The 24,792-nt window shown below is 35.2% G+C and carries 17 protein-coding genes and 1 pseudogene; 15 read left to right on the top strand and 3 right to left on the bottom strand.

Annotation, left to right across the window (positions count from 1 at the left end; all coding sequences use genetic code 11):
- Window positions 1-2: 2 nt before the first annotated feature.
- The 4 genes from QNH17_RS18105 (at window position 3) to QNH17_RS18090 (ending at window position 5,189) form a co-directional block, all read left to right on the top strand.
- Window positions 3-1,784, top strand: a complete 1,782-nt coding sequence (locus QNH17_RS18105) for a hydantoinase B/oxoprolinase family protein (RefSeq protein WP_283874080.1) — start codon at window positions 3-5, stop codon at window positions 1,782-1,784.
- A 22-nt stretch (window positions 1,785-1,806) separates the two neighbouring features.
- A complete protein-coding gene (locus QNH17_RS18100; RefSeq protein WP_283874078.1) occupies window positions 1,807-3,051 on the top strand; it encodes a hydantoinase/carbamoylase family amidase in 1,245 nt (414 codons plus the stop codon).
- Between the two features lie 106 nt (window positions 3,052-3,157).
- Window positions 3,158-4,624 carry an NCS1 family nucleobase:cation symporter-1 gene (locus QNH17_RS18095; RefSeq protein ID WP_283874076.1) on the top strand — a complete coding sequence of 489 codons (1,467 nt, stop codon included), beginning with the start codon at window positions 3,158-3,160 and terminating at the stop codon, window positions 4,622-4,624.
- Between the two features lie 337 nt (window positions 4,625-4,961).
- Complete coding sequence (locus tag QNH17_RS18090) at window positions 4,962-5,189, top strand: P-loop NTPase family protein (protein WP_283874073.1); 228 nt, start codon at window positions 4,962-4,964, stop codon at window positions 5,187-5,189.
- A 155-nt stretch (window positions 5,190-5,344) separates the two neighbouring features.
- On the opposite strand, the pseudogene QNH17_RS18085 reads toward QNH17_RS18090, so the two are convergent.
- Window positions 5,345-5,611 (bottom strand): annotated as a pseudogene (locus QNH17_RS18085) (helix-turn-helix transcriptional regulator); the annotation flags it as partial.
- A 299-nt stretch (window positions 5,612-5,910) separates the two neighbouring features.
- Here QNH17_RS18085 and QNH17_RS18080 point away from each other — a divergent pair.
- Complete coding sequence (locus QNH17_RS18080) at window positions 5,911-6,267, top strand: hypothetical protein (RefSeq protein WP_283874071.1); 357 nt, start codon at window positions 5,911-5,913, stop codon at window positions 6,265-6,267.
- Window positions 6,268-6,417: 150 nt separating this feature from the next.
- Here the strand turns inward: QNH17_RS18080 and QNH17_RS18075 are convergent, their stop codons facing one another.
- A complete protein-coding gene (locus QNH17_RS18075; protein WP_283874070.1) occupies window positions 6,418-6,981 on the bottom strand; it encodes a hypothetical protein in 564 nt (187 codons plus the stop codon).
- A gap of 843 nt (window positions 6,982-7,824) precedes the next feature.
- On the opposite strand from QNH17_RS18075, the gene QNH17_RS18070 reads away from it, so the two are divergent.
- The 9 genes from QNH17_RS18070 (at window position 7,825) to QNH17_RS18030 (ending at window position 22,097) form a co-directional block, all read left to right on the top strand.
- The gene (locus QNH17_RS18070; protein WP_283874067.1) at window positions 7,825-8,148 is read left to right on the top strand and encodes a dynamin family protein; all 324 of its coding nucleotides are present in this window, start codon (window positions 7,825-7,827) and stop codon (window positions 8,146-8,148) included.
- Window positions 8,149-8,298: 150 nt separating this feature from the next.
- The gene (locus QNH17_RS18065) at window positions 8,299-9,264 is read left to right on the top strand and encodes a hypothetical protein (protein ID WP_283874064.1); all 966 of its coding nucleotides are present in this window, start codon (window positions 8,299-8,301) and stop codon (window positions 9,262-9,264) included.
- An 802-nt stretch (window positions 9,265-10,066) separates the two neighbouring features.
- Window positions 10,067-10,381, top strand: a complete 315-nt coding sequence (locus QNH17_RS18060; protein ID WP_283874062.1) for a nucleotide pyrophosphohydrolase — start codon at window positions 10,067-10,069, stop codon at window positions 10,379-10,381.
- Window positions 10,378-12,225: a DUF2075 domain-containing protein gene (locus tag QNH17_RS18055; protein ID WP_283874060.1), complete on the top strand. Its 1,848-nt coding sequence runs from the start codon at window positions 10,378-10,380 to the stop codon at window positions 12,223-12,225. Before QNH17_RS18060 ends, QNH17_RS18055 begins: the two co-directional genes overlap by 4 nt.
- A 1,645-nt stretch (window positions 12,226-13,870) precedes the next feature.
- Entirely contained in the window at window positions 13,871-16,078 is a 2,208-nt protein-coding gene (locus QNH17_RS18050) for an ATP-binding protein (RefSeq protein ID WP_283874057.1), read from the top strand.
- A 265-nt stretch (window positions 16,079-16,343) separates the two neighbouring features.
- Complete coding sequence (locus QNH17_RS18045) at window positions 16,344-17,468, top strand: restriction endonuclease subunit S (protein ID WP_283874054.1); 1,125 nt, start codon at window positions 16,344-16,346, stop codon at window positions 17,466-17,468.
- 10 nt (window positions 17,469-17,478) lie between these two features.
- Window positions 17,479-19,257: an HsdM family class I SAM-dependent methyltransferase gene (locus QNH17_RS18040; RefSeq protein WP_283874052.1), complete on the top strand. Its 1,779-nt coding sequence runs from the start codon at window positions 17,479-17,481 to the stop codon at window positions 19,255-19,257.
- A 4-nt stretch (window positions 19,258-19,261) separates the two neighbouring features.
- A complete protein-coding gene (locus QNH17_RS18035; RefSeq protein WP_283874049.1) occupies window positions 19,262-20,980 on the top strand; it encodes an AAA family ATPase in 1,719 nt (572 codons plus the stop codon).
- A gap of 121 nt (window positions 20,981-21,101) precedes the next feature.
- Complete coding sequence (locus tag QNH17_RS18030; protein WP_283874048.1) at window positions 21,102-22,097, top strand: hypothetical protein; 996 nt, start codon at window positions 21,102-21,104, stop codon at window positions 22,095-22,097.
- Window positions 22,098-22,253: 156 nt separating this feature from the next.
- On the opposite strand, the gene QNH17_RS18025 is transcribed toward QNH17_RS18030, so the two are convergent.
- Window positions 22,254-22,661, bottom strand: coding sequence for a hypothetical protein (locus tag QNH17_RS18025; RefSeq protein WP_283874046.1), 408 nt, complete (start codon window positions 22,659-22,661; stop codon window positions 22,254-22,256).
- Window positions 22,662-23,665: 1,004 nt separating this feature from the next.
- On the opposite strand from QNH17_RS18025, the gene QNH17_RS18020 reads away from it, so the two are divergent.
- Window positions 23,666-24,790, top strand: a complete 1,125-nt coding sequence (locus QNH17_RS18020; RefSeq protein ID WP_283874044.1) for an NADH:flavin oxidoreductase — start codon at window positions 23,666-23,668, stop codon at window positions 24,788-24,790.
- Window positions 24,791-24,792 lie beyond the last annotated feature (2 nt).

The raw sequence follows: 24,792 nt of genomic DNA, 5'->3' as shown, positions 1-24,792 counted from the left end.
TTATGTCACAAATCAGTACTGAAACCAAAAAAATCGATCCGATCACAGTCCAAGTCGTCCTTGGTGCTTTAGAAAATGTTGCAGTCGAAATGGGGCACAAGCTTGCCCGGATGTCTTATTCTAGTATTATTCGAGAATCAGAAGATTTTGGCTGTGCTCTTGTTGATATTAAAGGGCAGCAGTTATGCGAGTCATCACATAGCACTCCGCTTCAATCAGGTCCGATTCCAGGGTATGTAAATGGAATCCGTCAGATTATGGCGGAGCGCAATGATACGTTTAATCCTGGTGATGTCATTATGCATAATTCACCGTATCATGGTGCCTCCCACGGTCCGGATGTTGGATTTTGTATTCCCGTATTCTATCAAGATGAGTTAATTGGATTTTCAGTTACAACCGCTCACCATCTTGATATTGGTGCATCCACACCAGGAAGCTGCGGTATTGTGGACGCTGTAGATGCCTATGCTGAAGGTCTTCAATTTAAGGCGATTAAGGTGTATGAAAAAGGCGTCAAAAACCGATATATTTGGGATATTTTATACGATAACATTCGGGCACCCAAATTGGTCGTTGGTGATATGGAAGCCCAAATTGCCGCAGCTAAAATTGGGGCACAAAGATATATAGAAATCATTGAAAAATATGGGTTAGATACCGTTCAAGCAGCAAGTGAAGAATTGATGAATTACTCGGAAAAGATGATGAGAGATGCGATTAAAAAGCTGCCGAATGGAGAATACACAGCCGAAGGCTTTTTGGATGGATATTTAGATAGTGAAGACCCGGCGAAAAAGGATTTAAGAATTAAGGTAACCGTAAAGGTTGATGGCAGCGATTTAACGGTTGACTTGACAGGGACTGCCCCTCAGGTGACAGATAAACCAATTAATATGCCATTAATTGGAACCGTCGATATTGCCATTTATCTGACTTTACGATCCATTTTATTAGATTCAACTGTATACGGAAATTTCCCGCAAAATTCCGGCTTAATTAGACCGATTAAAATTGTCGCTCCTAAAGGAACATTATGTAATCCAATTTTTCCGGCACCGACCATCGCACGGTTTAACTCTGGAAATATTGTCGCCGATACATTAATGAAAGCATTAGCCCAAGTAGTTCCACATCAGGTCAGTGCTGGTGTAGGAAACCTTCAAGTTGTGGCATTTAGCGGAAAAAATGAGGATGAAAATTACTGGGTGTACATGGATATCATGGAGGGCAGCTACGGCGGACGCTATGGAAAAGATGGCATGGATGCGGTTGATACCTTATACGCGAACACACGAAATAACCCAATTGAAGATATTGAATCCCACTATCCTTTACGAGTAAACCGTTACGAGCTAAGAGATAACGAGAGTGCTCCAGGCAAGTGGCGTGGTGGAATTGGTTCGATCCGTGAGGTCACGTTCTTGGCTGATGGCAGTTTCTCAGTAGAAGCGGATGGGTATAAATTTGCACCTTGGGGATTTAATGAAGGAAAATCGGGTTCAGTCGGCAGTTTGTCCATTCAAGACGGAGAGACCAAAGAAGTAACAAAACTTCCTTCTAAACTACCAAATAGACAGGCAATACAAGGCAGTACGATTCAACTTGTAGGTCCATGTGGCGGTGGATATGGAAATCCACTCGAAAGAGAGCCAGAGAAGGTTCTTTCCGATTACCTGGATGGGTTTATCACAAAAAAACAGGCTATAAGGGAATATGGAGTTTTCATCGGTGAGGATGAATCAATAGATTATCGGAAAACAAGTGAATTGAGGAACCGTTAGTTTAACTTAGTGGAGGATGGCGATGAAAACAGTTACGATCAGTAAAGAACGAATAAAGCTTCATATTGAGCAGTTAGGCGAGATTGGAAAGACCGCTGATAATGGCGTCCAACGTCTGGCATTGTCTAACGAAGATAGAGAAGCGACTATTCTCGTTTCTGAATGGATGAGAGAAGCCGGGCTCACGGTAAGACATGATCATTTTGGTAACTTAATTGGGCGAAAAGAGGGGCAGAATCCCTGCCTCCCGCCTATTATGATAGGTTCCCACATTGACTCCGTGAGAAATGGCGGAAAGTTTGATGGGGTGATTGGGGTCCTTGCTGGGATTGAGATTGTCCACACCATATCGGAGCAAAATATTGTTCATAATCATCCAATTGAAGTGGTAGCTTTCTGTGAAGAAGAGGGTTCAAGGTTTAATGATGGATTGTTTGGTAGTAGAGGGATGGTCGGTAAAATAAAGAATCAAGATTTGCAAAAAGTGGATGATAACCAAGTAACAAGATATGATGCACTTAAGAACTTCGGCTTTGGCATTAATCCTGATCTAATCGAGCAATCAGTAAGAAATAAAGGCGAAGTTAAGCAATATTACGAACTGCATATTGAACAGGGGCCCTATTTAGAAAACAAAAATTACCCGATAGGGATTGTCAGTGGAATTGCCGGGCCTTCTTGGTGCAAAGTAAGGATTATTGGTGAAGCAGGTCATGCAGGAACCGTTCCAATGAGTCTCCGTCGAGACCCGATGGTGGGTACAGCAGAAATCATTCAAGAGGTAGAAAAACTTTGTATGAATGACCCTGAGGCACCTACTGTTGGTACAGTAGGAATCATTTCCGCTTTTCCTGGTGGCACCAATATTATTCCAGAATCTATCGAATTTACCCTTGATATTCGGGATATCGATCTGGATAGAAGGAACCATGTGATTGGAAAAATAGAAGAGAAGATTATTCAGGTATGCAGGACCAGAGGATTGGGATATGAATTTGAAAAGAACATGGCTGCTGCACCAGTAATGTGTTCAGAGAGTCTTATTCAATCCTTAATAGAAACAAGCATGGAACTTGGAATCGAAGCCCCCGTAATGGTAAGCGGAGCAGGACACGATGCGATGTTTCTGGCAGAAATTACCGAAATAGGCATGGTCTTTGTCCGGTGCAGGAATGGAATAAGCCATAACCCAAAAGAGTGGGCAGAAATTGATGATATTTTCACAGGAACAAAACTACTCTATGAAACTGTATTGAAGCATATCTAACTCTCAGTATGGCAGTCCATGTAGACTGCCATGTAAGGGAGTTGTACAAGATAATATTTCGGAATATTTTATATTTTCAGAAACCATTAGAGGAGAAGTGATCCTTTTGAGTTCAAAAACTATCACTATTAGCAATCCAGACCCTTCATTATATAATGAAGATCTTGCGCCTATTCCAAATGAAAAGAGAACATGGGGGTGGGGTTCCTATTCCATGATCTGGATGGGAATGATTCATAATATTGTCTCCTACGAGCTTGCCGGAAGCCTAATAGCGATGGGTATGAGTGTATGGCAGGCATTGGGAGCTGTTATCCTTTCAAATATTGCATTGATCATTGCCATTTGGCTGAATAGTGCTGGTGGTGCGAAGTATGGATTACCTTTCCCCGTTTTGATTAGAGCTTCATTTGGCTATAAAGGAGCACATGTCCCGGTTCTAATTCGAGCATTTGTGGCTATTTTTTGGTTTGCAGTTCAGGCCTATGCGGGTAGTAAAGCGGTAGGAGCTGTAATAACAGTCATATATCCTAAATGGGTTTCACTTGGTGCACACACTTTCTTGGGAATGGGTCTAAATGATTGGATCTCCTTTGGGACGTTCTGGTTGCTTCATGCATGGGTCATTTCTCACGGAATGGAACGTGTAAGACGGTTTGAAATGTGGGCCGGACCATTGGTTATTGTGTTGGGATTGGGGTTAGTTTATTGGGCAGTTAATGTGGCCGATGGCTTCGCTCCTCTTTTTTCAATAGAGTCTAAGTTGTCTGGCGGGGAGTTTTGGAAAAGCTTTTTCCTCTCTGTTACAGGAATGATAGGTGTATTGGCTACCTTAGTGTTAAACATCCCTGACCTAACCCGTTTTTCAAAAAGCCAAAAAGATCAAGTCATAGGCCAGGCAGTAGGTCTACCGATTATGATGACATTTTTTGCCTTTATGAGCATTATGATAACTGCCGGAACAATTATCGCTTTCGGCAAGCCAATCACTGATCCAGTTGAACTATTACTTCAATTCAAGGACCAGCCTATTGTAGTACTAATAGGTGCATTTGCCTTATTAATTGCTACACTGTCTGTTAACGTTGTAGCGAACGTTGTGTCACCGGCATATGATCTTATAAATTTGCTTCCTAGTAAACTTAATTTCGTGAAAGCAGGTATCATTTCCATCGTAATTGGTGTATTTTTTGCTCCATGGCTTTGGTTTAACAATGCTGCAACGATATTTAATATTGTGGGGGCAATCGGGGGAACATTAGGACCGGTGTCAGGAATCATGATAGTTGATTACTTCTTAATTCGGCGCAGTCAATATGATCTTAATAGTTTCTTCGTCAAGGAAGGACAATATACTTACCGAAACGGCTGGAACCTAAGAGCATTTGTTGCAATGGGAATAGGCGTAATTGTTGCCTTAATAGGCTTGGTAGTTCCTAGTCTCCAAACTCTTTATACCTATAACTGGTTTTTAGGGATAGCAGTAGGGGGAATTTCTTATCTAATCTTAATGAATTCAAAACATAAACAGAATGTGTTGCGGCTTGTGGAGGAAAAGGTTTCAATTAAATAGATTTCTCTGACTTATAAAAATAAAAGTCTTCGCAAAAAAGGTGCTGGCTCCAAAGCCAAAAAACCGCCGTTCATAGCAACGGCGGTTTCATCTTGACCCTACTTTTGACCCGCAAATTTTAGTCAGTATAAGCGAATTTGTATATGGCCATAAAGTAGCCCTTCACGATCTCAGGAAGCACATTGGTATTATTCAACAAGATCCATTTGTGTTTTCAGGAACAGTTTTTGATAACATCCGCTTAAATCATCATCATGTTACAGGATGAAATCATTAAAGCAGCAAAATCATTAAATATTCATGCCTTTTTTCGAATGCTGCCGCGGGGATATGAACGATGCTTGGCGAGGAAGGGACCGTATTGTCGGCTGGTCAAATGCAACTGCGGTCTTTTTTAAGAGCCATGATTGATAATAATGATGTCCTTATTCTTGATGAAGCGATAGCGAACATCGATACAGAAACAGAGCAAGCTGTCCAAGATATTTTAATGGAAATGTCAAAGGACCGAACAACGATTATCATTGCTCATCGGCTTTCAACCATCCAGATGCGGATAAAATAATCGTCTTGGATAAAGGAAGATTTGTAGAAATAGGAAATCATCAGCAGCTAATAGAAAATCGCTCCTCTTATTATCAATTGTGTGTAAATCAAAACAAAGAAAAAGTCGTGAGGGAGAAAGTTTAAATGTTCGTAATCCTAGTAATTTACTACTTTTTATTTCTCTTTCAGCTTTTGTTCATCACTAAACTTAGTAGGGGAGACCCCGACAATTTTTTTAAAAATGCGGCTGAAATAGAGTTCATCCTCATAACCAAAATTTTGATTTACCTCTTTGATTCGTTCATCCGAATGAGCGAGAAGTTCTCTAGCCCGATCCAGACGCAAATGTGTTAAATATTCGATTGGGCTATAACCAATATTTTTCTTAAAGAGCCTCGAGTAATGGCTATTGCTTAGACCAGCCATTTTGGCCAAATCTGTGAGAGTGAACGCCCGATGTTAGTGATGACTTATGTAGTCAATCGTTTCTTCAATTACCTGTTTGGTGTCTTTAGAAATGGTTTGCGAATGAAAGTCATGGGATAAATGTTAACAAGAGTTCTTGGAATAAGATTTTTTTCTTAAAGGCAATGGCTGCTTCTCTTCGTTTTGATAGAGAATTGATTTCATCTAATAAAAAGGTAATTCCCGGGCAGTTTTGATTGTATACACTCCTTGCAACGGAAAACTGATTTGAATCACTTCAGGAGAAGGTTCAGTAAGTACGGAAGAAACTGCACATGATAGAAGTGTACCAGACTGAAGATATTAAAGCAGTGATTGAAGAATTGGATGCTGAAAAATCAAAAGCTTTTGTAAAGCATCAAGACGAATTTAAAAAACTACAAATGGAACTGCTTGAAAGTAAGCAATCCTATCTGAAAAAGATGGTGGAAGCAAAGGCAAAATATGATGAACTGGTGGCACCTGAAAGAAAGCTTGATGCTTTGAAAATTAAAATGGGTATCAAGAAAAACTCTTATATTGGTAATGCTTTTGAAACTTTGAACATGGTTTCAGTTGGTGCTGGTTATGAACCCCTAAGGATTGACCAAAAAGAAGTACAAGCTGCTTTGTGGTATGGAAAGATACCTTAACGATTAAACAAAGTGATAACTGAAGAAAAAGAAAAAAGGAGTCTTGAAAATTAACTGAAAAAGGAAAAATGTTTTAACTAAATATTTACAAAATCAAATAAATCAAAAAAAGCCCACTTCATGAACAGTGGGCTAAAAAAATACTATAAGCTAACTACTAATATTCTCTCTTTCCTTTTCAAATTCTCTCTTTACCAATCTAACAGCCCTTTCAGATTCCACAAACATGCTTTCTTTGTTAGTTTTGTTATACCCACATTTAATACAAGTCCATTTATACCTTCCGAAAAAATTTACTTTTTCTTCTAGTTCAGTTTCACATTTTGGGCATCTAGCTGGAGTTAAAGCTTCAAGTGAGTCAATATTAATATTTCTTTCACCATAGCTTCTTATACTGTAAATAGGATTTTGTATGATCCAGATTACGTCACGGAATGGGACTTTTGCAATTTTCTCCCAACCATATGTTGGTGATTGAAAAGAAGTAAAGAACCTATCATTTCTTCTTTTCATCACCACTACCCTTCTATAAATCAAAGATGCAATTAACCATACTATTAGTAGAGAGGTGCTTATAATAAAGTAAGGGCTACTTAACCATTCAAACCATTCCCCGGTTTTAATTCGTGAAACAATAACTGTTATAACTGGGTTTAGTAGGTTCATGATGATGGATATAACAATTCTGCTTAATAAGCTCTTAACAAACTTCAATTGAAACTCCCCCAAATTATTTTATTTTTATAGTATTATTATAGGTGAAAATTTTTCTATTTATACCTATATTTTGATATAAAACACTATTAATCTACATATTTATTATTTAAGTGTCAATATATAACATTCAGAAGTCTACTTAAGGGACACAATTAAAACCATAGAAGTCAGTTTTACTGTTAGATATTGTAAAGGTTTGTATTGAAAACTATTAATATTACTGTATAACATACTGTAGGATTTAACGTAAAATACTAGTGATTTTTCAAGTAAATACAAGTATATAATTCTATTAAACGTTGATTTGACGGTGATTTGAAGGGGTTAAAAGGTTGAAGTTTTTTCCCACAGTCTTCAAAACCGTCTGTGACCTGCGTGCCAGGTCAGGTGGGTTCGATTCCCACGCGGTCCCGCCAACCTTGATTTAAAAGGGTTTATTTGGTTTTTGCTAAAAGTGATTGAAAGGTAAAGTTGTTGGCTAACATCTGAAAGATTATTTTTTGTTACATTTTGGTAACATGGAATTTTTTATCATTTACATAGGTTATTTGATGAGCTGCTCAAATTGATGGGCAGCTTCTTTTTGCATAGTTGGTAACACATGGGTGTATGTGTCATATTATCATATTTTTTCGCATCCGGTCGTTTTTCATATGCTAACTTAAATTAGGTGTGACAAAAGATAGATGTATAGTATTTGGCTATATGGGTTTATTGATATAGTTTTTTATATCCAATATTCTAATAAAAGGTGTAAAATATGTAATAGGAACTATATATTAGGAAAGTTTGGAGGACAGGGATGGCTAGAATAAATGGATTATCTCCGTTTATCAAGGATTGCTTGCTGAGTTAACTGAAAAGTTAGATGTTATTAAAGAATACAGTGCAGGCATGGATATGGGGACTGCCAGCTATCAACGATACATAAGAGATATTGAAAGACAACTTGATACCTCTAAGGAGGAATACACGATAGCTTTTGTTGGCATGTTCAATTCTGGGAAGTCCACAGTTATTAATAGTTTGCTTGGTCCGATGGGGGATGCACGGTTGAGCGGGGAAGATCGTCCTGACACTGCAAAACGCATCCGCATTCGGTACCGGAATTCCGACCAGCAGGCTGAAGCAGTTCTAGAATTTGAAGACGGGCATCTGAAGTAATATCGTGGATGGAGGCAAAACAGCTTACTATTCAAGTCTTTCTTGATGAACATCCGCACCTTAAACCAAAAGCGAATAAGCTTGTTGAAATAAATTATTACTATAAACATTCTATTCTGCAGCTGTGTTTATTTTAGGAGGAAAGAAAAAGTGATAAAAAATATACTAGCGATTGTGTCTATACTTGCTATTGTGTTAGGTATAAGCGGTTTAATTAAACCTAAATGGACATTAATGTGGGGGGAGAAAACAAGGAAAAAAATATTGTTTACATATTTGCCAATCTGCCTAGTAACTTTATTATTACTAGGGACGACAATTGAAACTAAGGGGAAAACAAATAAACTAACAAATGAGGTATCTCAAGAAGAGCTGTTTAACAAGCAAAAAGAATCTATTAGAGTTATAGAATTGGAACTTGATAAGTTAGCAGGAAACTATGCATACTACCAGGATACTTCTGAACTTTTACTCGAACAAACGAATTGGATTAATGAAAAAATAGTTCCATATTATGAAGATATTGAAGGAATTAAAAATATTACAGATATGTCAAAGCATTTAAGTAAGCTAGATATGCTAAAAAAGGTTTCCAGAGTTAGTCCTATAGGAGATCTTTCAGAAACTATTAGTGAAATCATAATCAACATAAAAAAATTACATGAATTTTTGGAATTAAATAAGGCAATAAACAGTTCAATAAACAAAATTAAAACTTTACGTGAGGAATACGATAAAACAAAAGATATAGTAGTTCTTCAAGAAATCAATAAAGAGTTAACTACAAACTATATATATTTAATTGGGGACTTAGAGAAATTAACTAATGAATCGATAGATACTTTTGATACATTCTCTACATTAATTTATCAACAACAAAACATTAGAAAGGTCGCTTCTGATGCGATTGATAAGGTTAATATATGGGACAATTCAAAAAGGGAGACTTCAGAGGAAGAAAATACATTGGAACAGTTAAAGGAAAATAAAAAAAATATAGAAAAAGCTCCCGAAGAAATAGAAAATAGGATGAAGTTAGATTATAAGTATATTCTAAAGATACAATCGGAGACCGAGGTTATCAGTGCATTTAATGAAATTCTTTCTAAGAAATAATTATTCATGTATCTATATTATTAATATATGAATAACCAGAGGGCGTATCTAAAAATTAAATTTAATGCTTGAATTTTCGCTGTTACAACCTTTACGGTGAACTGTATCATAACTAGAAGCGCTTTTTTACAGTAATCGCCTAAAAATTTTCAAGAAATTTTAGGGTCAGTCCCCAGTTTCGTTAAAGCGTTACTTTTCCGAGGCACTGACCCCAATGTCAGGTTAGTTTGTACATCTTTTGAGAAGAATTATCAAAACCCTTTTTGCAATCCTTTTTAGGAAAACACCCTGCATACATCATTACGTTCCTTTCGATCATTTTCATCAGCGCTGTTTGTACCGAACCAATCCGCATACTCCTAATAAACTCCAACACCCGATAATTTATCTATGGGACTGGTTCTGGGACTCTTCCTTCCATTTCCTTGCTTTATTCGTCAACATCTATTTTTTTCTATTGCAATACCTAATACAACTGCTAGGCTAGTCCCCCGGTGCATAAAAACTTTACTTCACCGGAGGACTAACCCTTTTTTCCTCTCTATTATGCAGACTTATCTATTCTCTTCAATCACTCACAAATAAGGTAAATCAACCTTTTGTGAGTGTTTTTTTATTTAGGATAATAAACTTAAGATTTAATTATCACTTACATTAAAAATAGTGGAGCATCTGGCGAAATTAGCTATTGTCTTTAATAGTATAAGTGTAACATTTTTGTGCATTTATAAAACATCAAGTGTTAAAATAAGGTAATAGGAAAATAGTACTGACCGCAAAGTGGATCATAGGAGAGAAACAAATGATAGAAATAATACAGAAAGTATTAGAATTCCGTGATGAAAGAGACTGGAAAAAGTATCATAATGAAAAAGATTTGGCCATTTCAATTTCACTTGAGGCAAATGAATTGCTTGAAAATTTCCAGTGGCGAACTAGTGAAGAAGCGATAGCTGAATCAAAACAAAATATTAAAGAGGAAATGGCTGATATCCTAATTTATCTTGTTCAACTAGCAGATAAGATGGATATTAATCTGGAAGAGGAAGTCTCAAACAAACTGCTTAAAAACGCTATTAAATATCCAGTGAACAAAAGCGAGGAAAAAGTTAAATGATTATTTATAATGAGACCTCTTCAAACTTTTTAAACCATATCTATGAAAATAAAATTGGATACGTTCTAAAGAAAAACGTCTTATCTAAAATGAATAAAGTAGTATCCGGCAGTGAATTGAGGTCTTGGGAGAACTCACTTCCCCAAATGGCAAAGGTACTTAGGGATGCGGACTTAAAAGAGGATACACACGTTTTATTAGAATATAAGCTGCCTTCATCTGAAAAAAGAATCGACTTTCTTGTAGCGGGTCAAGACGAACAGGGTAAACAAAATGCAGTAATCATTGAGTTGAAACAGTGGCAGAAAGCAAAGGTATCTGAAGGAGATGGCATTGTCCGGACTTTTTTAGGAGGAAGGGAACGGGAAACAGTTCACCCTGCCTATCAAGCATCTTCATATAAGAGATATTTGCAAAATTTCAATGAATCTCTGTACAGTGATTCGACTTCGATTCAACTTCACTCTTGTGCCTATTTACATAATTATATTATGGCTAGTGTAGGGGAACCACTTCTGGACAAGCGCTACAGCAGTTATTTAAAGGAATCCCCCGTGTACTTCCAATTCAATGATCGTGATTTGGCAAAGAATATTAGAAAGTTGGTAGCAAAAGGGAAAGGGAAAGAGATAGCAGATACCATTGAAAATGGCAAAATTCGACCTTCAAAAAAATTGGTTGAAACAGTGGGATCGCTAATTGAAGGCAACGAAGAGTTTGTGTTACTAGATGAACAAAAAGTTGCATATGAAAAAGTAGTAAGTAAATATAATCAATTCAAGGCACAAACCGACCAAAAGCATGTCATTATTATTAAAGGTGGACCTGGAACAGGTAAATCGGTCATTGGATTAAATTTAATGAGCTATATGCTAAAATCACAAGCTTATGTTGAGTATATAACTCCGAATCAAGCTTTCAGGGAAGTTCTTCGTAAAAAATTAATTGGTTCTTCAGGTCATGTGGAAGTAAGAGATTTGTTTAAAGGATCTGCATCATATGTACAAACACCTGAAAATTACTTTGATGTCCTAATTTGTGACGAAGCACATCGATTAAAAGAGCAAGGACATATGAAAAAGAAGATAGAAGGGGAAAACCAGGTTACGCAAATTATTAGATCATCACTGATAAGTGTGTTTTTTGTTGATGATTTGCAGAAGATTTCTAAAAAGGATATTGGAAGTGTAAAGGAGGTAGAAAAAGAAGCAGCAAGGTTTGGTGCGGATATACATACGGTTGAACTTGAATCGCAATACCGGTGCTCAGGATCAGGAAATTACATCACCTGGCTGGACAGCATACTGAATAATGATCAAGAACCATTTAATCTTGAAGGGGATTTTGATTTTAAAATTGTCTCCAGTCCTCAACAGTTGAAAGAGGAAATTGTTGATAAACGCGGCGGCAGACTACTAGGAGGTTACGCTTGGGATTGGACTAAAAATATTGTAGATGGAAAGCTTATTGATGATGTTGTCATTGACGAACATAACTTTGCCTTGCCGTGGAATGATCCCAATAGAATTGACTGGGCCATCCATCCAGAATGTGCAAACCAAATAGGTTGTATTCACACAGTCCAAGGTCTAGAAATGGATTATGTGGGTGTGATTATTGGAAAAGACTTGGGCTATGATGAAGAAACGAAAAAGCTCATTGTTAGAAGAGAAGAGTTTAAGGATAAAGGAGCAAAACCAGCCAAACCAAAAAAGGGACAACCCGACCCACTGGTAGAACTTGTTCGGAATACATATAAAACGTTAATGACTAGAGGGATGAAGGGGTGTTATGTTTATTGTTGTGATAAAGGGTTGGAAAGATATATCAGAGCACATACGTAGTTAAAAAAGCAATGTTCTGTGTTCCCCACCACAGTCTTCAAAACTGCTTGAGACCTGCGTGCCAGGTCTGGTGGGTTCGATTCCCACGTAGTCCCGATTACAGAGACCATATATCAATAAAAAATTGCCGAGAAAAATAACGTTTCTTCTAAAAAATGTAAGTGTTTTGCAGTGTCCTCAAATAGAGGGGTTTTTTACAAAAAATCATTCAAATGGTGTCAAAAGAAATGTGGTCGTATAAGATTAATGTCGGTACGCCATGCTCACACGTTAAGTGTACTCGAAGAATAGCATCTCTAGATATTGGAAGGGGTTTTTTCGTAGGGGTGCGTAATTCTCGCCGTGACCACTGGCGAGGCGAAGGGGCTGAACAGGAGCGCAAACTCGCAGCTGAATACCGTGCTAAGGCGGAGAGTTTGCACTTTTACTACCCCTATGTCGGATCTATTCTCGAGGACATTGCTGAGTCTTATGATAGCGATGTCAACTGGCTTGATTCTGAAGCAGACGTAGCGAAAAGGCTACGCGATCGGGGGTAGAATCTTTAACTCGAAAGGATATTACCCCCTGGCCAAGACAGCTCTTGGTAAGGGGGTTAGAACAAGAAATGCGACCCATGCTGCTTTAACAAAGGATTCTCATTTTACACACAGATGTCACATACGTAGATATGAGGAAGGTGTAAAAGTTAACTATAATAAAAATTTATTAAAGCAAATGGGGGGCAATAATAAAATACGTAGAGTTCAATTTTGTAGTTGTTTCGTATTCTTCAATTCTCTGCAAATCATTGATACAGCAAAACAATGCGGACTCAAGAGCAGCATAATTTTTTTGATGACTTTATATTGGGATTCCGGAAAAAATTCACGTGTTATGTGGTGGAAGGATTCGAAAAAAAACAAGGATTTTTCGGAAAAGTCCTGGAAGATGACATCTTTCGTAACCAGCTAAAGGGATATTTGGGAGAACATATGTATCAAATATATAAAGAATCTGGTTTTGAAGGGGCGAACTAACGTCACAAGATGTCTTAAAAAATGCAAAAAAAAGACACTCAAAGTTTTGGTGACCTAGAGTGTCCTTTTATGTAATAGGTAACTGTATTAAAAATCAGAAAATTCTTTTAAGATAGTTTCTTGTGGTTAATCTTTAAGAAATGTAGAATTTACCAATTGAATTGCGGGAATAGTTTTGCTGTAACTGTCTAAGTTTCCATTACCATGATAGATTTCTAATAAATACTAAAATTTCCAATATAATAAACAAAAAGTAGTATAATTGAATTAAGGTATATTGGACTAATTTATTTATTTATTTATTTATTTAAATTGATATCATGATTTGATTGCCTATAAATATATGGAGAAGATGGCGCTGGCAGCAACTGGGGGAACTTTTTGAAATATGGAACATGGAGTACAGTCGTTATAACTCTTCAAAATATGGGGTAATCACGATATGTTGATAATTTACTTATCATTCTTTGAAGTTACAAATGGAAGTTTAATTAAGATTCAAAAGAAAGTAAGATATTAGAAAATTTAGAGGCTAGTAGTATTGAAGAACAAGAGGTTCTTATGTTTTTGTAAAATTAGAAAAAATATATTTTAGATTTAAAGTGATGTTGTTAGGAGATGTAATAATGAATGAGAAAGATAGTTTAAAAATAAAAAAGTTAGTTAAGGAAAATATTTTTTGCTCGGATTTTAAGTCGCTTGATAAAAATAATTTAATAGAATTTGATAGAAATCATAAAATAGCAGTGCTTTATGGTCCTAATGGTACAGGTAAAACGAGTCTAACTAAAGTATTTTCACGAGATGATAGAACAGAATATGAAGTTATATATAATGGAGACAAGTTTACTCATGAGAATCAAAATATATTTCACATAATATGTGATCAAAATGGAAGGAATATTATTCAGGGCAATGAAACAGATTTTCTTGTTGGAGATAACATAAAAAAAGAATTCGAATTAAAAGAAAAACTAGATAATAATTTTAGTGATTTCTTTAATGACCTAAATAAAATTTTAAAGAATGATTATAGTTTAAAGAAAGTTACAAGCAATATTTTTGGCTATTTCGAAGATGAGGTATTAAAAAGTTTTTTAAAAGATATAGTTAATCAAAAAAGTAAAGGGCAAAATCTTAAGTATGAAGATATTCTAAAGTATATTACTGAAAATAAAACTAATGGTGAGAAACAAGAGTTTGATAGCGAGAAGATGGATTTCGTAATTAATAATTTAGATGGCGAATCCTCACTTATAAATACAATCTTAGATTTACAAAAAAAGTTTGATTCAGTCGTACCACAAAATATATTAAAAATTGAAGAAAACACTACTGCTGTTGAAGTACTGAATAGATTTAACTACATAACAGATTGTATTGTTTGTGAAACACATAATATTGATATTGAGAATTTGAAAAATAAAAAAGTTCAGAGTAGTAAAGAAATATTTGAACATATGGATGAAGAATCAAAAAAATTAATAGAAAATGTTTTGAGAAAGCTTATCGATAAAGATCCTTTTATGGTTAGAAAAATTCTTTATAATATTTTAAGTGACGTAGATTTACAATCCTTAGATAAATTAACCGATGAAATTAAAGATTATATCAATATGTATACTGTTGAAGTTAAAAATTCTTTTATACAAAGTGCCTTAGATAAAGAATTGCAAGAGATTTTTGATGAATATAAGAACGTAATCAGTGAACAATTAGAACTAGTTGCAGAGGATATGTTGTTTATTCAGAACATAATTAGCGAAAGTATTGACAAAGAGCTTAAAGTGGAAAAAAATCAAGATAATAAAATAACTATATTAATGGAAAATGAACAATTACTAAATAAGGATAGATCGGAACTACACTTAAGTAATGGAGAGCAAAATTTTATTTCACTTACATTTGAATTGTTAAAAGCGAAAAATACGGATAAAGAATTTATCATGATTGATGATCCAATTTCAAGTTTTGATTCTATATTCAAAAATAAAATTGCATATGCATTAATTAGATTTTTAGAATATAAAAATCAAATTATATTGAGTCATAATGTGGATTTAATTCGATTATTAGAACATCAGAAGAAGGATGTTTTCAATTTGTATTTACTTAATAATACTGAAGGTGAAGTAAATGGAATAATTCCCGTAGGTCAGGAAGAGAAAGAAATTTTATTATCCATACCTAAACTTTTAGAAGTGTTACAAACAAAAATTTTTAACGATGTAGAGGATGAAGATGCATTTTTAATTTCCTTAGTACCTTTTTTGAGGGGTTATTCGCAAATAGTGTTAGATAACGAGTCTAAAAATAAATTAACGCAGTTAATGCATGGATATAACACTGAAAAGGTAAATATAACAGATATTTATTCAAGATTAATCAATCCTACAAAAGTTTTTAGTAAGACTGTTGAAATAAGTGCTCAAGATATTATTTCATTTAATGTAACTAGTGCAAAAATTTTAAAGGATAATAATAATTATAAGATGTTGAATAGAGCTCTATATCATACATTAAATTATTTATATTTAAGGCTAAATGTTGAAAAAGATTTAGTGGACTTGTATGGTATTAATACAAAAAAATACGACATGCTGAGTAGCATTATTTTTAAAGCTTTCTCGAGCAAACAAGTTACGGAAAATATTAAACATAGAGCATTTTTTGCTTCTAAAAAAACATTATTGAATGAATTCAACCACTTTGATGGGAATCTTAGTATTTTTTATCCTGCATTGGATATTACAGATAAAGCATTAGAAAAAGAAAGAGTAGCGATAATTAGTTATTTAGAAAAACTTAAAATAGATGCACTAGTAAAATCATAGAATGTCATATACTTTTTGAAAAACTATAGTAGTTAGAGAACCTTTTTGGAGTTTAATAAATAAAAATAGATGTATTACAAACTTCCAATTTAGTCATGCTTTTCGTTTTTGAAGTTTAATCAAAGTAGCTAGAAATTATTTCAGATCTTAAATTATCATCATTTAATGCTTTTAATAAAATTAAGGATCCTTTATAGATTTTTTATCATAGTACAAACGATTGAGGTATATACAAACACCTTATAATGGATGAGGATTGATGTTTATGGAATATTGGCAACAAGTGCCTCTTCAAGACATAGCTAAAATCGGAATAAAATGCAGTTTAAGTAGAAATGAATATTTTGAAAAGATCCAGGTTGTAAATCACCGTACATTATCAAAGTATCCAGTAATTTCATCGGAGTCCCAAATAAATGAGAAAAGTGATCCGCAAAAACAATATAATTTATATCCTAGTGGAACGATTCTCGTTTCACTAGGCCGTTTCAGTCATGGAATTGGACTGCTAGAAATTGAGGCTTATGTGGAAAAAAGTGTTTGTGCCGTATATGTTAATTCGGAGTATGTTTTACCGGAGTATTTGTTTCATGTCTTGAGATGGCATCAAATGAAACATAAGGAGCGCTGGAATCAGAGATGGCTAAGTAATTTAATAATTACTCTTCCACCGAAAATGAAGCAAAAATATATAATTAATTTGATGTCAAAAATTGACTCAATAAAAAGAAAACATGAAAACCTCATTCTTTTGGCGTCCCAATACACTCTTGCTCAGTATGGAGAAATTATAGAAAAGGGACTTCATTCAGAACCAATAAGTACTCTTGGGCAATTCGTAGAAAAAATTGAAATTGGGAGAAAAGTTCAACCCAATCTTCTTCAAAGTGGTACTTTTGTTTTGAAAGGGAAGCCGAAGAAATATTTCGAAAACTGTTTATTAGAAGTTAAACAAGGGAATGGAGGGTCATTATATCCAAACGTGATAGCTCATAAAGATGATTTATTATGGTATCGATATAGTGATGAGCAAACATTCAAGCCAGTAAGAATTCACAGGTGGGAAATGCCAGTTGCTATTTCAAACGAGTGGATACGCCTCAAACCTTTACAGAAGATTTCCAATGAATTTTTAGCGAAATATTTGGAAGTGAATTATCATCATTCTAAATTTATTTTTCAAAATAAAAGTAGAAAAGAAATAATTGATATTCTTTCAGATCTATCGATTAAAATACCTAGCATACAAAATCAACAAATATTTTCTTCAATAACAGTGAAGGCGAGCAAAATTATAGCCGACAGTAGAATAGCTATAGAGAAAATGCAATTATTGTATGAGACATATTTTGATGAATTTCTAGTCAGGGAAGCTTTAAGGATGGAGTGAGTCAAGATAAATGAATGAAAAATATGATTTTCGGAGAGTAACAGAAGAGTTATGGAAAGTAGCAAGCCAGGATCGCAAATCATCCGATCCTAGTGCAGTTTTAGAGCATCTGTTATACTTGCTATATTTCAAAGTAAGCACTCAACGAAACGATAACTTATGGAATGGTTTGCTTAACATTCTTAAGGATGAAGGGGCTGGCCGGGCCGGTCAATTTTATCAAGAAGAATTGAAACGTACTATAGAGTGGCAATTTGGATTTGATTTGAAATGGTCCTTATACCCTTTTAGTCCTAATGTATTTGAGCGAATAGTCTTTATATTGGACAAGTATTTTGATAATAATTTTGAGTTTCGGTTGGGAGATGTTTTTGAACTCCTAGTGGAAAAAGCATATAGCCAAAATTTTGGGTTTATTTTGACTCCACGGCTCCTTGCTAAATCTATGGCCAAACTTCTTATTGATCATAGAAAAGTACCATATGAAAATATTACAATTTGTGATCCAGCATGTGGAACAGGGACATTACTTGTCTCGTTCGTTGAACAGTTTCATGTACTCTACCAAAGATATTCAAGCGATGTACAGTTTCAGCAATCTTCGAGCTTTGTAGGATTTGAAATAAATACCGGTCTTTCAAGGTTAGCTCAACTAAATTTGTTTCTTCGAGGGCTGCCTTATATGGAGATACATAATGAGGATAGTTTAGCTTTGCCAGAGCTACAGCATCGTGAAAAATTTGATTATGTCATTACTAATCCGCCTATCACTAAAAGATATGGTGATATGGATATCCCAATGTGGTATTCGATGGGAAATCATTATTCCAAAAATGGTACACGAAGTTATGAGTTTATTGAGTTGGCACTTTCATTATTAAAAAGAGAAGGTCGTTGTGCAATTATTGTTCCTGAAGGTATGTTATCTAGCAACATACGATATGATGTAGATTTTAGATCTAATTTACTATTAAACTTTCAAATCGACGGAATCGTTTCTCTACCAGCTGGTATTCTTCCTGGAACTGGAATGAAGACTTCAATTCTACTTATTTCCAATAGAAGAAGTCTTAATAGGCAAATATGGTTTTACGAGTTTGATCAAAAACCGAATCAGGTACGGAATGATGAGAGGTTGTGGGATGACTTAACTGACTTATGGAGAGCTTATGTTGAATTTGAACAAATTCCGGATGCCAACCAAGATCATGTTTGGATTACCTCCTACTCGGAAATTGAAAAGAAGCAATTTCAATTGGCTGCGTCCGCCTATAGAAAGCGTTTGGTCAATAGGAAATATTTTGATCCTAATCGTTTAATAAATGAAATAAGGGAGCTTGAGTGGGGAATAAAGGACGAGATGGATGAACTTTATAGAATGCACTTTAAGGAACAGTCTGAAAATTTCCGAGTAGAGACTGATTTCAAAGAAGTTGTAACAACCACTGCTGAAGCAGATTTAAAGACTGTAAAGAATGTAATAGGGGAACATTTATCAGAAAAACAAAAGGCATTATTCAATATATTTATGGATGCAAAAGAGCCACTAGCCATCCACGAGGCTGCAAAACTTGTGAATAACAATTTGAATAAGAGTACGAAATTGGGTGTGCAAGAAGCTAAGCAAATTACGGAATTATTGAATGCCCTCGGCTTAATTGAATCTGTTTCTTCTAGTGAAATGCTATATCCAAAACAATCCTCCAATGAAAGCAATCGTATAATAAATTTCCAGGACCCTCTAAAAATTGTTTTGTGGAAGAGGGCGACAAACTTGCGGAGGGATTAATTATATGAGATTACAAAAGATTTACATAAAAAAATATAAGCAATTGAGTGAATTTATGATTAACTTCAAAAATATTGAAAGGAGTGTGGGGAAAGATCCTTTTCGATTTTTAATTGGTCGCAATGGTGTCGGTAAAACGTCACTCCTTGAAGCGATTGGTTTGATTTTTACTCGTATTTTGCAAGATGAAATTCCAGGATTTCATTTTGAACTGGTGTACTCAATAGAGTATGATCGAGAACAAATTACAATTGAAGTAGAGCCTAATGTTGATAATATACGATCGATTCAGCAGGATTTTACTGGTAATAGCCAGGACATAGATTTGGAGTCACGATTACAAGTTCATGTGGTGGATTCAAAAGGGATAAGAACACGCCTTGATCTGCGCAAACGTCCCTTCAGTGAATGGAAAGAGTATCATCCTCGACGAATCATTGGATATGCCTCAGGTCCTACTAACATATTTGAAGATGTTTTGTTTCATTCACCGGAGGAATCCATAAAAAGTGATATTTATGATGCTCGATACAGGGATCAAAAAGATCAAGACTATGATTTGCAAATGTTCGAGATTGAACATTCCCTGATTAATTTGAAACGACTTTACGATGATGCCTCGTATTTATATATAAATGGTGAAACATCGAAATTTGTTCTAATTTGTTTAAGTGCAGCTATACCTTCTTTGTACTCTGAAAAAGAACCTCAACTCGATAAAAGATATATTAGTCTTCGAAATAAGCTACTAGATATGATCGGTGGGGTAATACCAATTGGGATTACCTTCGTGGTTGATGAAGAAAAGTTAAAAGAGTTAATTGAAACGGAGCAAGTACCGCCAAGGTTTCAATTGTTAATAAAGTGGATGAGTACACAAAAAGAATTACCCGAAAATCAACAAATTTGCCATGCTTGGAATATTTCTCGAGATAAGAATGAAATAGCGAGCCATGTCTTAACTAAAAGTACAAAGAAAGAGAGAATAGCTTTTTTTCCTATTCTAGGACATGAAAATGACGAATATCGCTGTTACGGGCTAGGGCCTGATATTAACCCATTTGATCTTCTAACCATACTATTAGTTGCTAAACGTGAAGGCTTTCTTGTTGATGCACACCTGATGTTTAAAAATAAACGAACAGATCAACTCTTTCATGAAATCTCCTTGAGTGACGGAGAGTATCTTTGGTTGGGGCGCCTAGGCCTTGTGTTACTTTCCCGTAGTTATGATAATGGAGATGTACTTTTTTTATTTGATGAACCTGATGTCCATTTAAATGAATCATGGAACGAACAATTTGTGGAACTACTTCATCAAATGTCCAAGAATGATGATGGAAAAACGAAGCATGAGTTCATAATCGCTACCCATTCCACACTGTTACTAACGGATGCTGATCCTGATCAACTTTATTTGTTAGAAAGGTCTAAAATAGGGGCCATTCATGTTGCACCATTGACAATCTCGACTTTTGCTGCTAATCGTGCAGATATATCGAAACGTATATTCGGCGTCAATTCACCTATTGGTCAATATTCTATGAGATTATTAAAGGAAAAGTTCAACTCTGATAAAGAAGAAGAGTTACTTGAGCTTTTGAATAAAGTTGGGCCGGGTTATTATCGTTTCCGAATCCACACTCAAATGGAGAAATTGCACCAATCTGAAGAAAATAAGGAAGGAGGAAATAAAAATATTACTCCTGACGAAAAAGACTAATCTAGAAAATGACCTACGCTTGGTAAACCAGTTTATTGAAAAAGTCCTTGGATATATAGCTGATTCAAAGACCCCAACATTTGATGTAAGTGATTTTAAAAAAATCTTTCGCGGTCAAGGAGTGGATTGGTTTATTGATTACCAAGCAGTTAGAGAAGGTATTACAAATATGTGCCGACTAAAGCAAGAATATCGTATAGCACTCCATCTAGCTTTCCAAGAAGATATTGATTTTGTTTCACATTTAAACCAAACGGATTATCGTCTAAAATATCTTGATCTTCCAAATTGCGTGAAGAAAGTGGCAAAACCATTTTTTGAAGCATTATACGATAAGATTTTGGGTGGTTCAACTGGATTTAGAATGGAAGGACTTTCAATACCTCGATTAAGACGTGGGCATGTAAGAAGGGGTTATTTCGAGGTAAATCAAAAACGTGATGGTTCTTTTAATCCGGTATGCCCAGCATGCTTGGGTCAGATTGAAGTTACAGAAGAAGATGGTTATGCGGATTTGGACCACTATTTAACAAAGTCAATTTATCCCTTTCTTTCTATTTCACCGGATAATTTAATCCCACTTTGTAAAATTTGTAATGAGAATATCAAAGGTGCTAAAGACCCATTGGAAAATTATCCTGGAGTTGGTGGACTTTTTAATATATTTTTTCCTTATCATCGTCCAGGTATCAATTCGATTGCGGTAGAAATCGACCAAAATGAACTAGATGAAAGATTTATTATTGGTACCAAGAAAGGGAAGGAATCCGACAATATAAGGGTGGCTAATTTTGAAGAACTATTCAATTTAAATGAACGTTGGTCCGGAAAAATAAATTCCAGTCTGTATGAAACGGTCATGAGTGAAGTAATTAGCGAATTTATAGGTGAAGAAGAGCTTATAACTGAAGAATTAGTTCAGAAAAAGCTAAAAAAGATGTACTATGCGGCAATGCGTTCCTGTACTACTGTTCCCGATAAATACTTACTAGCTCAATATATTTATATACTAAAAGTAAATCGTGATGTTTTCGTTGGATTTTATAAGGAATTCAAGGAGGAAATTAAACTCGAGCTAGAAACAATTATTTTTTATAAGGATGGGACCAAATTCTGAATGAACTGGACCCCAATTGTTGGACACGACTACAATTGGAGGTGCTGTTCACTCTGAAGAATATATAAATTTGCATACAAGTTCACCTTTTTTTATAAGAAGTCCAATTCCAATTTATAATTTAAGTTATCAGGATAGGAAACTATCAATTCATAATTACCAATATCCACGGTTATCAATTTTTGTAATCCATTTAAATTCAATGACTGTAGAATAACGTATACTGTATTTATATAAGTCACTTCTGATTATTAGTATTGTATAATCAGTTGACTCACCATAAAAGAATGGTATGCCTTTTATATCTATATTATTATTTTTCTTTATGTATTCTAAATCATATTCTTTTATTTTTATATTATCAACTTCCTCAGCTGCTTCACTATCTAATGCGTCTATAGTTTTATATAAATAATCTTTCGGAGAAAAACCTATTTTCTTTTGAACGCTTTCCTTATAATCATCTAATCCTTTTATTTCTGAACTAAGAGATATACTCTTTGTTACATTACCATTCCAATTTAGTATTTCCTTATTAAGTGTTAATTTTAATAAATCAAACATTAGTTAGAATTAAATACTATCGATGAAATCATTGTGTATGTTAAGAATGATATAAAGAAACTTAGTATTTGAAACTGTAAACTTGTGTTTAATTACATTGTAATAAATAAAAATGAAGTTCCTATCCCCAAAAACATGGTAACACCATATTGCAGGTGGATCAGGAACTTTTTTAATATTTTCACAACATCTTAATAAAATCTTCTTCACTAATATAGGTCTTTAACAATAGGTTCAGTATGTGTAAGGAGAGTTCAAGAAACAAACATTATTATTTTCAGGTAAAAACTATATTGGATTCATTGGCGTGATGCATCCTAGGTAAGGGAAATGAATAATTGTACAACAATTCGGTGTGTTTATCTCATACCTTGTCTATGTTATTTAGGGAGCTAATGTTCAATAAGTAAGGTAAAAAACAAGAGGTCTAATTGTTGCACAGTACAACGATACTGTGCAATAAAAGTTGGTAGACACTTTCTGACGCTATTGCGGAAAGCTTAACAAAAGCCTAATTCCTCGGTAAAAATAGGAAGATTTGGCTTTTTCAATTCAATATCTCTAAATTTTTTATTGGTAAATGCGTTGACAGCGAGTGGTAAATTCCATGGCAACTGATGGTACTAAACATGGCAGAAGTGGTACATTCTTGTGGCTGTAATCAATACTTGGAAAAGCCAATAAAACCAGGCACTGTAGACAAGAATTTTCAATTGTACCAAGGACAAAAAGGAGATGAAATATAAGGTTCAGTCCTCCAGTGTATTAAAGTTTTACTTCACCGGGGGACTGACCCAAGTTGTTCAAGTTGTTAAAGGTTGCCCCGAACTGCACCTTAATCTGAAAACCGCAACAAATTTACTTGCTGTTTTATAAATAACCTGCTAAATCGCCTATGTTTATTAATATTAGTATAAACATAGAACGTATCAGTTTATATTTAAATAGTGAAATTATACAATAAAGGGAGCAGGATAAAACGAATAAAAAAGGAAGTGCTCGCCTTGGATCAAAAGTTCGCAGGTCATACTTTGTTACAATCTGTACCATTTGGAAATGAAATGTTAGCTAGCCGGTTAGTGATGGCCCCAATGACACGCATGTTTTCGCCAGAAGGAATCCCGGGAAAAAATGTTGCACAATATTACCGCAAACGTGCAGAGAATGGAATTGGGCTTATCATAACTGAAGGGACAGCGATTAATCACCCAGCTGCAGTAATGAGCCCTGATATTCCCCGTTTTTATGGTGAGGAAGCTTTAAATGGCTGGGCAAATGTAGTGAATGAAGTCCACCAAGCCGGCGGCAAAATTATTCCACAATTATGGCATGTAGGTGCTGCCCGAAAAGCAGGCAGTGAACCAAATATTGACGCACCTACTGTTAGTCCGTCTGGATTAACTTTAAGAGGCCAGAGAAATGAGAAAATAAAGGCTTTAACGAAAGAAGAAGTTGCTGAAATGATTGATGCATACGCCGAAGCGGCTGCAAATGCGAAGCGCATCGGCTTTGACGGAATTGAGTTGCATGGAGCACACGGATACTTAATTGATCAATTTTTTTGGGAACTAACGAACAAGCGTACAGATGATTATGGCGGGGATTTAGGAGAGCGAACAAAATTCGCAGCAGATATTGTTCGGGCTTGCCGGAAAGAAGTTGGGCCTGATTTTCCAATTGTCTTTCGTTATTCACAATGGAAAGGAACCGATTATCAAGCTAAATTAGCTAAGAACTCTAATGAGCTTGAACAATTGCTCACCCCATTAGTTGAAGCTGGTGTAGATATTTTCCACTGCTCAACAAGACGTATATGGGAACCTGAATTTAAAGATGAAGATCCTTCATTAACCTTAGCCGGCTGGACGAAACGAATTACCAATAAACCAACGATTGCGGTCGGTTCTGTCGGAATTAACCGTGCCTTTTTGAGCAATCAGGATAATGATCATGTAACAATTGAAGACAATCTCAAAATTTTAGATGAAAAAATCAAAGCAAGCGAATTTGACTATGTAGCCGTTGGTCGTGCCATACTAGCTGATTCAGAATGGGCAGTAAAACTCAAAAATGGTCATCTTAATCAAGTTGTGCATTATACGAAGGAATCTGAGAAATACTTGATTTAATT

The sequence above is a fragment of the Neobacillus sp. SuZ13 genome (genome assembly GCF_030123365.1).
Taxonomy (GTDB): domain Bacteria; phylum Bacillota; class Bacilli; order Bacillales; family Cytobacillaceae; genus Neobacillus.
Note: the sequence above shows the minus strand (reverse complement) of the source record. Positions and strands in the feature narration are given on the sequence as shown.